The organism is Bdellovibrionota bacterium (assembly GCA_040386775.1).
GTDB lineage: Bacteria > Bdellovibrionota > Bdellovibrionia > Bdellovibrionales > JAEYZS01 > JAEYZS01.
Genome location: JAZKEU010000019.1, coordinates 63964 through 78818, shown reverse-complemented (window position 1 = coordinate 78818; position 14855 = coordinate 63964). Strand labels below are relative to the sequence as shown.

The window sequence follows — 14855 nt, the reverse complement described above, 5'->3', positions numbered from 1 at the left end:
GCGACTGGACGCATTAGTAGATGTTCGGACTATCAATCCATTGGTAACAATTTTTTTCTAGGGTTTCATATTTTATAAATTTTGTTATCTTGTCATAATTCTTTTGCGTTGTACCGCTGCCGCAATTTATTTTATCGCAATATTTAACCAACTCAGACTCTAGGTGCTGTAAATTCGGCAGGAAAGGTATAAGGTTAGCCAATATCGTGTCACCAACATGCATCGTACCCGTAGAAGAATCTGTAATGTGTATTTCAGGAGAAATGGAAGTTATGCTCCGTTTAGAGTCTAAAAAATTCTTTCCCTGTAGAACGAAATGGCTAGCGTAAAAGAATTTTTCTCTTTTTGTCTTAAGTGAATCATAATGAGTTTTAAATTCTTCAAACTCATTCGGATAAGCCGTTTTAGCTACGGTAAGTTGTTTTTTTAAATATAGCTCTAACCTCTCACCGAAAATCAATCCCTCATCACCACCTGCAGCTTCAATTAAAGCCGGATAACATGCAAGGACTGAAAAGATAGCTCCGCTAGGAACCTTACCTATAACTCCAGACTGCTTAACAATTTCTGCCGCAGAAACTCCCCAACGATACTTTATGTAAATACCCATAACAGCATTAAAGCGAGGTCTCAAGTGATCAAGCGGAGGAGTTGTTAGACGCTTGTGTACTGGTAAAGCTGAATATCTAGGGTTATTTTTATATTCCTCTGACTTGAGATTGGCAATTTCCTCATCTGTCATTCTGTCGTTTTCCTGACCATACATTCCTATCCAATCAGGATAGTCATCCCATTGAGGACGCGAATCCAAATGACACTTCATACATACGGCAGGATTTTTTTCAGATAGAGTCGCCTTTGAATTTTGAAAATTTATAACACGAAATTCATATTTTTTCAGCAGTTCATCATAGGTCATAACTTCAATCTCATTGAATTTTTTTTGAGAAGGATGCCCATTGAATGTCATAATTGTTTTTGCTGTATCACCAAACACAATCGCTCGAGGATACTTCATCGAAGCCTCTTGAAGTCCTCTACCTTTTTTCTGAAGATTGTATCTAGACTTATATGACTCTGGGAGCTGAGTTAAAAATTCTTCTACGCTCTTGGGATTCGCAGATAGCACTCTTTGAATATCTGACAGATCTATATCCGCTGCGAAAAGCTCACTAGACAAATTCAATATAAAAATACCTAAAATAAAAAAAGAAATTTTTCTCAACATAATTACCTCAAAGAATAAAATTTTAATCCAGCTTTCCTACCAATGATTCACCCAAAATACTCTCTGCCACCTGGTCAATCCATGGAGCCAAATGTGGTATAGATCCAAGTGCACCGAATTTTCTACACACAGAATAATCCGAAGACACATGAATGACTCCCATCAATTTTAGTTTATTGTCTTGGTTCAAATAGGCAGGCCCACCATCATCATAGCGACAAGCCCCTTGGCTATTGTATGAAAACATATTGTAGTCAGCATATATCTGATCCACTTTCACTTGAATTTTTGCTAAATTTTTAGCTTTGCTTTTATAGTCATCCAAACGATTGACGCCATAACCAGCCAGAGAAATGTCCGATCCTATTTTTAGTAGAGATAGATCTCGAACAAGCTCTGCTGGAATAAATTTTTCAGGAGCGCCTTCTGCCATTTCCACCACTGCCATATCTGGATAATATTGATCAGGAAAATCGGGATGCACGTGTACTTTTTTAATACTGATAAGTTTAACTTTTGGGGATTTAAATTTGTCAGTGATTTGAGTTCCAAAACCAATGTATAAATTTTCAATATCTTTTCTTTCAAAACAGGAGGCGGAAGTTAATACTAATTTTTTATGCAGAAGTGTGCCAGAACAAAAGAGATACATACCTTTTTCTCCGTGTGTAGACCTTCCATAAATCGCCACTGTCGATTTTGCCTCCAAATCAGTTTCACTCACTGACTTGCCACCCACGATTCTGGTTTTGATAATATTAAGATCACCAGATCTTTTTTCATAACTAGCGTAACTAGAAATCGAAAATACCAATACCACTAAAAATAAAATTTTTTTTATCATTTTGCCTCACCTTTGCCTATAACAGGCTTCCTACAAAAAGAAAGTCTGTCAAATTATTTAGCAATGATGAGTTGCTTCAAGCAAAAGCCACTCGCCCGACTAAAGTCTAGGCGCCGAAAGGCATAGATAAATTAATTCAACTGAGTCGCTTGGGCGTGAGTATTCTCAAAAAGAATTCCAATTTCTCTTTGGATAACGAACTTCATTTCGACCACAAAATTTAAATTGTCTGTTAAGTGATAGAATTGATTGGCTTGGTTTTCAAAAATAGATTTTGTATATTGAAAGTCAATCGTCTCATTGTTTTGGGCTTTCTTTAAAATTTCTTCCAAATCAGAATTAGCTTTCTGCAAAGCCCCTCTGTATCCATCAACCAAATCACTAAAGCCTTCAAGTTTTAGATAATAGTTTTGAATTTCATGGGCCAAGCGCTCGTACTCTTTGTCGAGATCTTTGGCTCTCGCCTCCACTTCTTTTCTTGTCGCTGCAGTGTAGGCAAATTTTGAAGCTCCAAATGGAACCGAAACAGTGAGGTAAACAGAGTTTCCTGTATTGCGAGACGAAGAGCCATCACCATCCACATAATTTTGACCACGATTGAAACTCAAATCCACGCGCGGTGAAAAAGCATCGGCAAGTTGAGCTTTCTTGCGGTATTCAGAACTCTCTAAAAAGGCTTGAGCAACTTTGATGTCGGGACTTTTGGCGCGAGCGATTTGAATGGATTCTTCCGCGGAATCAGAAATCACCAGAGATTGCGCCATTTCTTCAAAGTTATCTACTCTCGACGGAAAAGGCATTTTTACTAAATATTCATACGTCATAGAATTTCTTTTGAGATTTCCTAAAACACGAGTCATCTCGTTTTCGTTACTGCGAAGAGTATTTTTGATTTCATTCTTTTGGTTTTCATCATGAATGTAATCAAAAAGCGTATTTAAATTTTCTTTTTGTTTTTTGAGAAATGCAATTTGCTCTAAGTTATAAGCCAGTGACGTGTAAACCGCGAAAATTTCATTGGCTAAAGATCCTTTTGTATCCGGAATGAGTGCGTTGGTAGAATTATTTTGCGCCTCTAAAGCTTCCACATCTTTTTGTGCAGCTCTAGCCCTATTCAGATCTGCCCCGCCTCTGAAGAGATTCACGGAAGCCCCTATATTCCAACCACCACTATTGTTTTCGCCAGAACTATGAACTCCGTCTCTTACACCATTGTATTTTGAAATGCCCCGGGAATACGTTAAATTTCCAGAAGGAAGCATATCGAGCTTGGCACCGCGGGCGCGATCTCTAGCCGCATCTAAACGTAGGTCATTGGCTTGCGTGATTGGATTTTTCTTAAACGAAATTTGAATGGCCTCTTGAAGAGAAATTGCGAAGGAATTGGCTGAAGTGAGAACGATAAAAAGACATAAGAAATATACTGTTCTCATAGATCCTCTAAAATTACGCTGTATGCTTGAAAAGTAAGTTATAAAGGAAACGTACCCGAATTGATCGGACTTGTCCTCTCATTGGAAATAGTTCCAGGATAATATCTACTAAAGCATAAAAAAATTAGGTGATAATTTATCGGTTGTGAGCGAGCAATTTTTTGCTTAAGTTAGGCCCATGAGACTGACCGATGATCAAAAATACAAGGCTTTACTAGAGAAAAACAGCTCCTTTGAAGGTATATTCATTGTGGGCGTTAAAACAACAGGGATTTTCTGCAGGCCAACTTGTACCGCCCGAAAACCAAAACGTAAAAACGTGGATTTCTTTCCCAGTACAAAGGAAGCCCTGGCTCATGGCTTTAGACCTTGTAAGGTTTGCAAGCCCATGACTCCTAAAGGAGATTTTCCAGAGTGGATGAAGCCTTTGATGAAGCAGATCAAGGATGATCCCACATCAAGATTTACAGATTACGAAATCAGAAAACATAAGATTGATCCCAATAGACTGAGACGCTGGTTTAAAGCCAATCATAAAATGACTTTCCAAGCTTATTTGAGGTCTATTCGTCTGGGAAATGCATTTGGACATCTTACCCAAGGAGGCAAAGTGATCGACGCAGCTTTTGATAGTGGATATGAATCTTTAAGTGGATTCACGGAAGCTTTTAAAAAATTAACGGGCACAAATCCAAGCAAAACCACAAATAAAGATGTGATTCATGCCTACCAAATTACTACGCAACTTGGACCTATGATTGCTTGTGCGGTAAAAGATGGAATTTGTTTTCTAGAGTTCACGGACCGCAGAGGTTTTGAAACGCAAATCAAAACTCTGCAAAAAAGATTCGAAGCACCCATCGTGACATCATCATCACCGCACATTGAAAAACTAAAAAAACAACTCGATGAATATTACACGGGAAAAAGAACCAAGTTTGATATTCCTCTCTCTGTTCCGGGAACAGATTTTCAAAAGAAAGTTTGGAAGATGCTTGAAGCTATTCCTTACGGTGAAACAAGATCTTACAGAGACCAAGCCATCGCTATAGGTGATAAAAATGCCGTAAGAGCCGTGGCGCGCGCAAATGGCGAAAATAGAATCGCAATTGTAATTCCATGCCACCGAGTCATTGGATCTGATGGTAAGCTTGTTGGTTATGCCGGCGGACTTGAACGCAAAAAATTCTTATTGGATCTAGAAAAGAAGAAAGCCGAAAAATAAGTCGGTTGTTTACAACAAAAATACTCTTTGACCAATGTGCATGTCGCTTGAAAGCATAAACTTTGTGAATAAAAGGAGGTTGTAGCGCTTAGACAAGTTCCCTCAGTAAACTTCATCTTTTTCCAGATTTAAAGCCTTCTTGGCTTTACCCAATTAATTAGTCCAGGAGTTTGAACTTAACTCCAATCTAAAGAACTTTAAAAATCTTCAAGACTATAAAAACTACCCAAAGGACAGATTTAATAATCTCTAAAATATGCCGAATAATAATCAACAGGTTGTGTTGTTTATTCATTCGGGCCTCCTTTGTTTGTGGAACAAATGAGGTTCATCCAAGGAGGGAACTTGCTAAGCAAGCTTCCTTCTTGCATTTTAAGAGCCTAGATATAATTCAATAGATTCTTTAACAGAACAAATTATGTCCGAATAGCGAATTAAAATCCGAAAATAAGAAGTTTAAAAATAGATAGTCAGCCATTAAGTCAGTGCTTTATTGAGATTACATTGAGAAGGAAACAGCTTAACGCAGCAATTCTTGCTAGGCCAGAAACAGCGCGGCACTTGGATTTACATTTCTTTTTCTTTTTTCAGCGCATACCATATTCGATTGTTACAGCCACTTGTTACGGCTCAATCATTAACGGAGGACCCATGAAATACGCTATTCTAGTAACGACACTATTTGCTTTAAACTCTTTTGCGCAAACTGCGAATATTAAAGATATTCAGTTGGATAAAGAAAAAGAAACAAACATTTCCATTACAACTGGAGATAAAAAAGATGAAAAAAAATACGAAATCGTTGAAGAAAGCTCGGATATTTCTGGGGAACCAGAAAGCTTATCCAAAGCAGCAAGAGCTTCTTGGAAAAAAGCTTGCGATGAGTGGAAAGCGGAAACTAAAGAGCACAACAAAGACAGTAAAATTATTTCTTTAAATTGCGGAACACCAAAGTGTGAAAAATCAGAAAGCGTAACTACGACTTGCACTTCTGAAGCTAAACTTAAAGTCAAAGTGAAAGCAGAATAGAAATCTAAATTTACTCTGGAAAAATACATTTGAATTCAAGGCCATGTCCGAGCTTTGAGTTCACTTGTACCGTGCCACCATGCCTTTGCATAATATGCTTTACGATTGAAAGTCCCAAACCAGTTCCACCGCGCGCACGCGATCTGTGCGGATCAATTCTGTAAAATCTTTCAAATATTCTACCCAAATGTTCATCAGAAATTCCTGGGCCATTATCTTTGTAATTGAGTATCGTCTGATTTCCGACTTTGTTCCATTCAATATCGATTTTTGTTTTGAGCGGTGTGTACCTCAATGTATTTTGCACAAGATTGATCAACACCTGCTCTATCAAGCGTCCTTCACCCTTGAAAGACGGAACATTGTAAATGTCACGTGCTACGTACTCCCCTTTTTCTAAATCCAGGCTGAATTGTCGTAATATTTTTTGCGTAAGATTCTTTGGGTCTAATTCTTTTTTCTCGATGCTCACATCAGACTCTAGATATGAAAGCTCTAAAAGATCATTAATAAGAAAGGTCAGCCTCTCTACGTGGGATTCAATAATTTCAAAAAACTTATCTGTGTGTTCAAATTTTTTTGCTTTGATATCTTCTTTCAAAGTCTGCACGTAGCCTTGAATCGACATGAGTGGAGTTCTCAATTCATGAGAAACATTAGATACAAAATCGGTTTTCATCTGATCGGTTTTTTTAGCTGTAGTGATATCGTGAAAAATAATCATCTGCTCTCTTGAGCCATCATCATTTTTCATCGCAAACGGAGTTTTAAATATAATGAAGTGCTTCTTTACATCTGAATGGATGGGCGCCACTTGAACTTCTTTTTTTACGGTGCCTGAATTGTACTGATCCTGAACCAACGAAAGCACCTGAGGTTCTCGAAAAATATCGTGCAAGAATACATCTGAAGAATCTTCTTCGGATCGAGATGCCAAGAACGTTCTTTTAAATGCTTTATTGGAATAATTGATTTTACTGTCTTGATCGACAACCAATGTGGACTCTGGAAATACATTAAGAATTTGTTCAATGGCCTTACGAATTCTTTCTGTTTGTTTTTGCCTACGGCCCACGGCCTTAGCCACCGCAATAACCTCTTCTTCGATGAGGTTCCAGAAGTCCGGAAGAGATGCAAAATAATCTTCGCTTTCATTTTCTTTTTGATAATTCTTAATGTCCTGAATTCTTCTTAAGACTTGAGGTAAAGGCAAGAACACTTGACGATAAACGCCAACACCTGCCGCAAAATAAATTACCATCACGGCAGTGGAAAAAAATAAATAATAAATTTGAAATCGATCTTTGGCATGAACAAAGTCATTCATGCTAAAATAAAAAACAATTAAAGCGAGCACAAGAGCAATAAAGAAGAAAAAATAACTTCGAATAGCTTGCACACTATAGATTTTAAAAGATTCTGATTGTGACATTGATAAATTTTAGCAGGGGTTCCTCAAAGGCATCAAGCTTCTATTTTGTATCCCACACCGCGCACAGTTTTAATAAGGTCTGAACACGCGCCGATCTTCTTTCTTAAACCGACCATATGCGTATCGATGGAACGGTCGATGACAGTTACCCCATCTCCCTGAATTTCAGCTATAAGCTCTTTTCTCGATAAAACTTTGCCTGTATTTATAATTAAAGATGAGAGGAGTTTAAATTCAGAAATAGTGAGATCGATTTTTTGACCCTGACAAGTGACTGTGTGTTCGTTTTGATTGATCGCAAGCCCACCGATCTTAAGAATCTTTTCATCTGACTTGGATATCATAGGCGATCTTCTTAAAACCGCCTTCACTCTGGCCTTTAAAATACCCATTTCAAAAGGTTTTGCCAGATAATCATCAGCACCATGATCTAGACCTGAGATAACATCATCAGCCTGACCTTTGGCGGTGGTCATTATAACCGCCAGCTTATCACTTTTTTTTGTTAGCCTAATTTGCTTAAGAATATCGATGCCACTCATACCGGGCAACATCCAATCTAAAATTAAAACTTCGTAATCATTTTGAAGTGCTTTTGTTAGGCCGGTTTGACCATCGTAGGCTTGGTCAATATCATAACCTTCTCGCCCCAACTGAAGTGCCAAAAGATCGTTGATGTCTTTTTCGTCTTCAATTACGAGGATTTTGATATTTCCCATAATCTATTAGTGACAGATGAAATTTAAAAAGTAAATCCCAATCTACCCCGCTAACAAACTCCTAACTCAAGACCTCGACAAAAACGGCTGGTGTAGAGATTTCTTCTTCAGAAATATTTTTTAAAACGATGGGAGAAAAACTAGGATTGTCTGACAACAGATGCACGATCACATTCTTTCGAGAGGCAGAATCCTGAACCGGTGTTATGCGCTGATACCTTTTGATAACATACTTTCCCCCATGCTCAGAATCCGAAACTCCCCTCGCTTGTACTAACATGATTTGCCCATTTCGACTTCCGCCAGAATATTTTTTGAATAAACAAATGGATCCTGATTTGATCGTGGGCTCCATAGATTTCCCGGAGATCTGAAGAGCAAAATAATCTTTCAAAGATCCCTTCTTGTTAAGCTCAATCCAACCTGCGGGGTTTACAGACTCCGTTTCACTGCTAAAAATTCCAGCAGCAACCTCTAAGGTATAAAATGGAATGGTATTTTTAGGAGGCTTTTCACCATCTTCAAAAGGTATAATAAGATCCTGACTGTCCCTAATTTTTAAATAGTCAAATCTGAAAAAATCCAGAAGAGACACTTCTAATATGTTTGCCAAACGATAAAGCAAAGAAACTTGTACATCGGCTTGTCCGGTTTCTAAGCGCTGGATCGCCGCAGGGCTTATCTGCTCCCCTTCTTTCGACAGTCGGTCAATGGAGTAGCCTTTTTTGATTCTAATCTTTTTAAAATGAGCACCCAAAGCAAGCTGAAAAGCAGGGTTTTTGTATCGGGAACTGCGTTTTGTTTTTCTCATTATTTCATGGTAATCAAATAAAATTTGATTTTATTCCTTATAAGGAATAAAAATATCTTATACGGAAAGGGGGTTTTGTGAAAGATAATGAACATTTAGGTATATTCATCAGAAAAGCAAGGCTGAAATCCAAAATCACTCAGAGATACTTATCACGCAAGCTAGGATGTACATCCCAGTTCATTGCAAACTGGGAAAGAGGTGCCTCAAGGCCGCCCCTTAATTATTTACGTAAAATTCAAAAAACGCTCAAGATACCGGAAGAACAGTTCATCTCTTTTCTGGTAAGAGAAAGTCTTATTCCTTACAAAAAGATTTTTAAATAGATCGAGCCATCCTTGGCTTTGGTTCTCGTGGGGTTAAAGTATTAGGGATTTACTTTTTCCAACTCAAAAATTCTTCCAGTGACTTCTTCCGATTGAAAAGGACTACCCGAGTTGGATTTGCAGTAGGTATCCATTTCAATAACGTATCTAGACTCTGCGTTTAGAGTTTTTGCTTTTGCTATTAATTTTTGCTTGAGATCATCTTTTGCCCAAGAACATACTGATGAAAAAGCATATGTTTTAACAACCTCGTTTTTCACCAAAATTTCTGCTTGTGCCACGGAGGAAAGAAATAGAACAATTAAAATTGTTTTCATAAATCACCTTTTCTATACAAATTAATAATTTCTTTGAATTTTTGCGGACTCAATATGAAATTTTAGATCGCTCTTAGTCTTAGTAAGAAATCCGCTCACCTTAACCACAGCTAATTTATTACTGCTTGTGGTCACACAACCATACACCATTGTTTTATATTTTCTTGATTTATTATTACCAGCTGGGACGAAATTATCATTTTTAGGGTCGCCAAATACTTCTTTAAACTTTTTACTGTGGGCCAAACTATTTGAACATTGCACTCCACTCCCCATCTCATCCATTACCGGATCTATAATAGCATCAATACCGTATTGGATTGCTATAAATTCTTCTTCAGAAAGAACTCCATCATCGTACGCAAATGCCGTCGCGGAAATCATTAGCACCATTAAAATTAACTTTTTCATAAAAAACCTCCTTGAGATTTGTTTTTTAAACTGAGCATCACTTATTGGAGGATGCTCTTATCCATTTTTTAATTCGAACTAGCTAATCGTAAAAATTCATTTCTGCTGGATAATCATGAAATGGCTGATAGACAACGTCTATATCGTACGTTCTTGCACCGAATAGTTCTTTTTTACGTACGTAACTATATTCTCCGAAAAAACCATAGCTTTGGCTCTCTCCTGAATTCCATTGAAATTGAATATTTCTGAAAGATTTTTCATAATTTTCTTTTGCTATGTGCTCAGGAGCTTTCCCTGAATAATGATATTGGTGTTCAAAAATTTCTTTGGGCTGTCTTAGCTGTTCTTTAGAAAGGGTCACGGTACCTGATCTAATTCTAATGCCAGAAGATGTATGCACATACTTCAAATCAAGGACGCATGGCAGTCTTAATTTTGCTGGTTCTGCGGTATTTTTTTCTGGTAAAAAGTAACGGCTCATTTCTGTACTAACTTGGACTTCTCCATCTTTCAATAGATCCTTCACATTCACAATAAATTCTACTTTAGAATTTTCTGGTGAAACCTCTAATGTCTTTATTATCTCTTTATCTTTAAAAACATTAATTTTAGCATCACATTGCACTCCGGAAATCCAATTAAAACTCATCGTTACCCTATCGTCAGATAGGTCTACCCCCGCTTTTTTCTCATCTTCATTAGAAAAAAGATAACCCACCATACGCCTTGCAAATTTCGAATTTTTGTCTCCCCTTAATCTTGCAGCTTTATAAATAGCTTCATGGACCATTAATGCTGCTTTATGAGTATTGTTCATTTTATTAAAATAGTTAGAATCATACCATAGTACTTCCTCTCCATTAAAATCTGTGTCCCAAAGAGCTATTCCAATCTCTTTGCTACCCTTAGATTTAAACTTGAGCTCTGCATCACCTGGAAAAAATAACTCTGCCTGCTTTCCAATGGGCTTCATAATCTTAAGAGCCTTTTCCATTTGCTCTAAAATTAGATCAAAGTGTTTTAGGCCAGCTTCATAATCTCCACCTTGTGATATATATCTTTTGTATCTGGCGAATGCTCTTTGTATCTGAATATCAACATCTTGATTAGATTCGACAACGGACCAGCCTTTTTCACTAAATCCCCCTTCATTTTTAGGAGTTCTAGCCTCTACAAGATCCAACAATTCCACGCGTCCATCTGGATACAGAAATCCGCCGCCGCCGCCGCCCTCATTGCCGGCGTAGGATATACTCGAAAATGCAGCCATTAAGCTGCAGGTTATAACTTTCATTATTTTGTTCATGAATTACCTCTCTCTTTTTTTGTAATTTCTGTTAAAGGAGTCATAGAAATAGCCAACTGATAAACCTCATCAGGATTTTCATAGGACTCGAATTTTTTTGTTAACTGTCTTCGAAACTTTTTAATTTCATCTTTTATTTCGGGCAAAGTACTCTTATTGATCGCCATAGTCATAGATGTGTTATCGCGATAATTGATGGGGACTCTCTTTAGAGAATCAATAGCTTTTTCTAGAGCTTTTATTTGGAAGCTTCGTAATTCATCATTTGTAAAATTAATTTTTAAATGAGTAGTCGATCCTTCTGTAAGATCTTTCAAATTATTTTGGTTGTCCGATTCAATAATGCCGACACGCTTTAATCGCGCAAGTGCAAGCTTCACTTGAGTCACCTTTAGACCAAGCCTACTAGCAATCCATGCCGGCTCATTTGTAAAGTCTCTGGTCTTAATAAGTTGCAGAATTGCATAGTGATACCAATCAGAAATTATACAAAACGAATCTAGAGAAAGTTGCTTATAATCCACATCATCAACTTTATCTTTGGAAGTGTTACCATGACGTTTTCCATGATAAGAATTAATCTGTGCCGGGGTCATATTTAAGGCCAGACCGATTTTTTTCTTCAATTTTTCTGTGAGAGCTCTTTTTTCGTTTATAATTTCTGAAAGAGAAGAAGGCGGAATAGATAAGCTTCGCGCAAAAGCACGCAATGAGTAGTTTTCATTCTTTCTACACTTCTCTAAAAAAAGTTCTTGTAAATGTTTAACCATGTTTTGATTTTGCATGGTGCGAACATAGAATTGTTTCTGCTAAACGAAAAGGTAATTTAGAACAAAGTGTTCGAGAATTATTCAGAACAGTTAAATTGAATTTAACCTATGTAATTTTTTTAAAAAAGATCAAGCCGTCCGTGGCTTTGGTTTTTCGTGGGTTAGGGTACTAGGGATTTACTTTTTCCAACTCAAAAATTCTTCCTGTGACTTCTTTAGATTGAAAAGGACTACCCGAGTTGGACTTACAGTAGGTATCCATTTCAATAACGTATGTAGACTCTGCGTTTAGAGTTTTTGCTTTTGCTATTAATTTTTGCTTGAGATCATCTTTTGCCCAAGAACATACTGATGAAAAAGCATATGTTTTAACAACCTCGTTTTTCACCAAAATTTCTGCCTGCGCAAAAGAAGACATCAATAGAAAAAATGTAAATATCGCTTTTAGTAATAATTTTCGCATAAATTTCCTTAAAGTTATTTATGAAGCCATCCTTGGCTTTAATTTATATTGATATTAGAATTCTAGGACTATTCGAGGATGTAGTTTCTTTCTACTTCTACAGATGTTACATTGAGTGCGAGACCATTCTTCCCTTCTTTAAAAAAGCCAACAACTTTAACAATAGCGAGCTTCCCATCAACCACTGATCTACAGCCTTGCACCATTGTTCTGCGCGCAACATCTCCTTCTACTGAAGATACTTCCTCCCAATTATTATCTGGAAATTCTTTTTTAAATTTTTCGGACTCATTTAAACCAGAACTGCACCGCGCATTTTTTCCTAACTCACGCGTTAACGTACTCATCGCACTAATAAAAAATGGCGCTTTCGACATAGCTTCGAATTCTTCTGGCGACATAGGCGTGTGCTCTGCTGCAAAAGAAACCGAAGACAATAACAAGGTTAATAACATTAATTTTTTCATAAAAAATCCTTTTAGATCTGTTTATACAAATCCATTTTATACTGAGCATCACTTATTGGAGGATGCTCTTATCCATTTTTTAATTTTGATTATTCCGGTAAGTTCATTTCAGCGACAGGATATTCAGAAAATATTGGATAGTTTAAATCATAAGAAGCAACAAAGCTGTGAGTCCAATCAAGTTCACCGCGATCATTAACTACTTTTTTCATTTTTCCATCTTCGCCCTTCACGTAAGCATATTTTCCAGGTCGGAGACGAGTAATTTTTTTGTTTGTATGCTTAAAACTTAACATTATTGCATTTGAACCAACATGGATATATTCAATCTGAAATTCACAAGGCATCATATATTCGTCATTTATAATAGGAGCATTTTTACTTCTTTCATAACGATAAGATGTCATTCGAAGAGCAGCATAGTATTTCGTATCTTTTTTTATTTCGCTGTATTTAACAATAGCCTCAAAGCTAGAATTTTCTCTAGAGACAAAATTTAAAGTCTGTTTTTCTTTTGTTTCAATTTCAATTCGTCCTTCACACTGAATTCCTGACAAATAATTAATTTTAATTTTAATGCGATCATCAGAAACATCTATCCCAGGCTGGGGTTGATCTTTAGTAGAAAACAAATATCCTACAATTCTTCTGGATCTCTTTGAAGAATTATCTCCAAACTCTCTGAAAGTCTTATAAAGAGCTTCGTGCAAAAGTAGAGCTGCCTTATGAGTATTGTTCATTTTATTATAATAATTGTAATCAATCCAAAGCGTTTCTTTTCCTGAAAAATCTGTATCCCATAGTGCTACGCCCACTTCCTTAGTGTTCTTAGGCTTGAACTTTAAATTGGCATCATCTGGAAAAAATAATTCCACAGTGTTGGCAATCGGCCTCATGATCTGCTTTGCTTTATCCAAATTACTTACAACATTAAGATAGAAATCTTTCTGTAATCGACGATCCAAGTAAGATTTAAGCCGAAGCAATGCTGTATCCAATTGTTCTTCAAGCGAATTATTAGATTCAGGAATTTCTAATCCTTCTTCCGTCAAACCACCTTGATTTTTAGGAGTTCTAGCCTCTACGAGATCCAACAACTCCACGCGACCATCTGGATATAAAAATCCACCGCCGCCGCCACGATCTTTATCCGCATAGGAATTTATCGAAAATCCAATAATCGCTATCATTAATAATTTTTTCATTTTTGCTCCTTTTTATTTTTTAAGCTTTTAATTTTTGAAATTGGAAAAAACGAAATACTCAAAGCAAAAACCTCGTCAGCATTTTTACTTTTTAATTTCGATTTTACGGAAAACTGTGTTCTAAATTCTTTAATCATATCTTTAGCTTCTTGAATATTTTTGGCTGAGAAATTCAACATCAATGATGTGTGATCTCTTTCTTCCCGAGGAAGGGATTCAAGGACATCAATGGACTTTTCTAAAAGATCCTTTTGATATTTTCTAAGCGCAGGATTTGTAAAATCACCCAAATGGTTTACGGTGTTGTTCACACTGAGATCCGTCCACTTGGTCTTTTCAATTTTTAAGAGTTTATTGCGTACAAGTTTGTCTACGGCTGCATTCACTTCATGAACACTGATATCTAAAACCAAGGCAATCCACTTGGGATCCGGCTTAAAGGATCTTAAATTTGTGAGCTCTAGAATTGCATCATGAGTCCAATCTGCCAAAATATCATATTTCTCTATATTCAATGTTTGGAACTGCTCTTCAAAAGTAATGTCCTTGGACATTTGAAAATTAATGAATTGCTCGGGCGATAAAGCCAGAGCTAAAGCCATTTGTCTTTGTGACTTTAGAGTGAGTGGACGTTTTCCCGACATCACTTGTGACAAGGCAGCGTGACTGACTCCCAAAAGCTTTGAAAAAGCCCTTAGAGAATATGCCGGATTCTTAGCGCATCTTCTTGCCAATTCACTCTTTAAGAACGATGTGAAATTAGGATACTGTTTCTCTGAATATTGTTTCTCTACAATTTGGTTTTTCATATGTCAGTCGTTATACTGACGATGAAATCATTTGAATATATATTTTGAACCAATGTG

General features: G+C 36.8%; 17 protein-coding genes. 3 read left to right on the top strand and 14 right to left on the bottom strand.

Translation table 11 applies throughout. The features are described 5' to 3' along the window. Positions 1 to 13: 13 nt before the first annotated feature. From V4596_13010 to V4596_13000, 3 genes are all read right to left on the bottom strand, one after another. Positions 14 to 1228, bottom strand: coding sequence for a hypothetical protein (locus V4596_13010; GenBank protein MES2770057.1), 1215 nt, complete (start codon positions 1226 to 1228; stop codon positions 14 to 16). Positions 1229 to 1250: 22 nt separating this feature from the next. Further along, on the bottom strand, positions 1251 to 2072 hold the full coding sequence (locus V4596_13005) for a trypsin-like serine protease (protein MES2770056.1): 822 nt from the start codon (positions 2070 to 2072) through the stop codon (positions 1251 to 1253). A 131-nt stretch (positions 2073 to 2203) separates the two neighbouring features. Further along, entirely contained in the window at positions 2204 to 3505 is a 1302-nt protein-coding gene (locus tag V4596_13000; protein ID MES2770055.1) for a TolC family protein, read from the bottom strand. A 178-nt stretch (positions 3506 to 3683) separates the two neighbouring features. Here V4596_13000 and V4596_12995 point away from each other — a divergent pair, with 178 nt between their 5' ends. Beyond that, positions 3684 to 4730, top strand: coding sequence for a methylated-DNA--[protein]-cysteine S-methyltransferase (locus V4596_12995; GenBank protein MES2770054.1), 1047 nt, complete (start codon positions 3684 to 3686; stop codon positions 4728 to 4730). A 651-nt stretch (positions 4731 to 5381) separates the two neighbouring features. Then, positions 5382 to 5759, top strand: a complete 378-nt coding sequence (locus V4596_12990) for a hypothetical protein (GenBank protein MES2770053.1) — start codon at positions 5382 to 5384, stop codon at positions 5757 to 5759. A gap of 10 nt (positions 5760 to 5769) precedes the next feature. Here V4596_12990 and V4596_12985 read toward each other — a convergent pair whose 3' ends face one another. From V4596_12985 to V4596_12975, 3 genes are all read right to left on the bottom strand, one after another. Continuing rightward, positions 5770 to 7191 (bottom strand): ATP-binding protein, encoded by a 1422-nt coding sequence (locus V4596_12985; GenBank protein MES2770052.1) that lies wholly within the window; start codon positions 7189 to 7191, stop codon positions 5770 to 5772. A 32-nt stretch (positions 7192 to 7223) separates the two neighbouring features. After that, on the bottom strand, positions 7224 to 7910 hold the full coding sequence (locus tag V4596_12980) for a response regulator transcription factor (protein MES2770051.1): 687 nt from the start codon (positions 7908 to 7910) through the stop codon (positions 7224 to 7226). Between the two features lie 61 nt (positions 7911 to 7971). Beyond that, complete coding sequence (locus tag V4596_12975; GenBank protein ID MES2770050.1) at positions 7972 to 8721, bottom strand: S24 family peptidase; 750 nt, start codon at positions 8719 to 8721, stop codon at positions 7972 to 7974. A 77-nt stretch (positions 8722 to 8798) separates the two neighbouring features. Between V4596_12975 and V4596_12970 the strand changes: the two genes are divergently transcribed. After that, entirely contained in the window at positions 8799 to 9047 is a 249-nt protein-coding gene (locus tag V4596_12970; GenBank protein MES2770049.1) for a helix-turn-helix transcriptional regulator, read from the top strand. Between the two features lie 41 nt (positions 9048 to 9088). On the opposite strand, the gene V4596_12965 is transcribed toward V4596_12970, so the two are convergent. From V4596_12965 to V4596_12930, 8 genes are all read right to left on the bottom strand, one after another. Beyond that, complete coding sequence (locus tag V4596_12965; GenBank protein ID MES2770048.1) at positions 9089 to 9364, bottom strand: hypothetical protein; 276 nt, start codon at positions 9362 to 9364, stop codon at positions 9089 to 9091. Between the two features lie 21 nt (positions 9365 to 9385). After that, positions 9386 to 9775: a hypothetical protein gene (locus V4596_12960; GenBank protein ID MES2770047.1), complete on the bottom strand. Its 390-nt coding sequence runs from the start codon at positions 9773 to 9775 to the stop codon at positions 9386 to 9388. Between the two features lie 82 nt (positions 9776 to 9857). Then, entirely contained in the window at positions 9858 to 10970 is a 1113-nt protein-coding gene (locus tag V4596_12955; GenBank protein ID MES2770046.1) for a hypothetical protein, read from the bottom strand. Positions 10971 to 11080: 110 nt separating this feature from the next. Next, positions 11081 to 11869, bottom strand: a complete 789-nt coding sequence (locus tag V4596_12950) for a DUF4423 domain-containing protein (protein MES2770045.1) — start codon at positions 11867 to 11869, stop codon at positions 11081 to 11083. A gap of 154 nt (positions 11870 to 12023) precedes the next feature. Continuing rightward, positions 12024 to 12317 (bottom strand): hypothetical protein, encoded by a 294-nt coding sequence (locus V4596_12945; protein MES2770044.1) that lies wholly within the window; start codon positions 12315 to 12317, stop codon positions 12024 to 12026. Positions 12318 to 12385: 68 nt separating this feature from the next. Beyond that, positions 12386 to 12784, bottom strand: a complete 399-nt coding sequence (locus V4596_12940; GenBank protein ID MES2770043.1) for a hypothetical protein — start codon at positions 12782 to 12784, stop codon at positions 12386 to 12388. A gap of 89 nt (positions 12785 to 12873) precedes the next feature. Next, a complete protein-coding gene (locus tag V4596_12935) occupies positions 12874 to 13989 on the bottom strand; it encodes a hypothetical protein (GenBank protein ID MES2770042.1) in 1116 nt (371 codons plus the stop codon). After that, positions 13986 to 14798 carry a TIGR02147 family protein gene (locus tag V4596_12930; protein MES2770041.1) on the bottom strand — a complete coding sequence of 271 codons (813 nt, stop codon included), beginning with the start codon at positions 14796 to 14798 and terminating at the stop codon, positions 13986 to 13988. The genes V4596_12935 and V4596_12930 overlap by 4 nt, the downstream gene beginning before the upstream one ends. Positions 14799 to 14855: the final 57 nt, after the last annotated feature.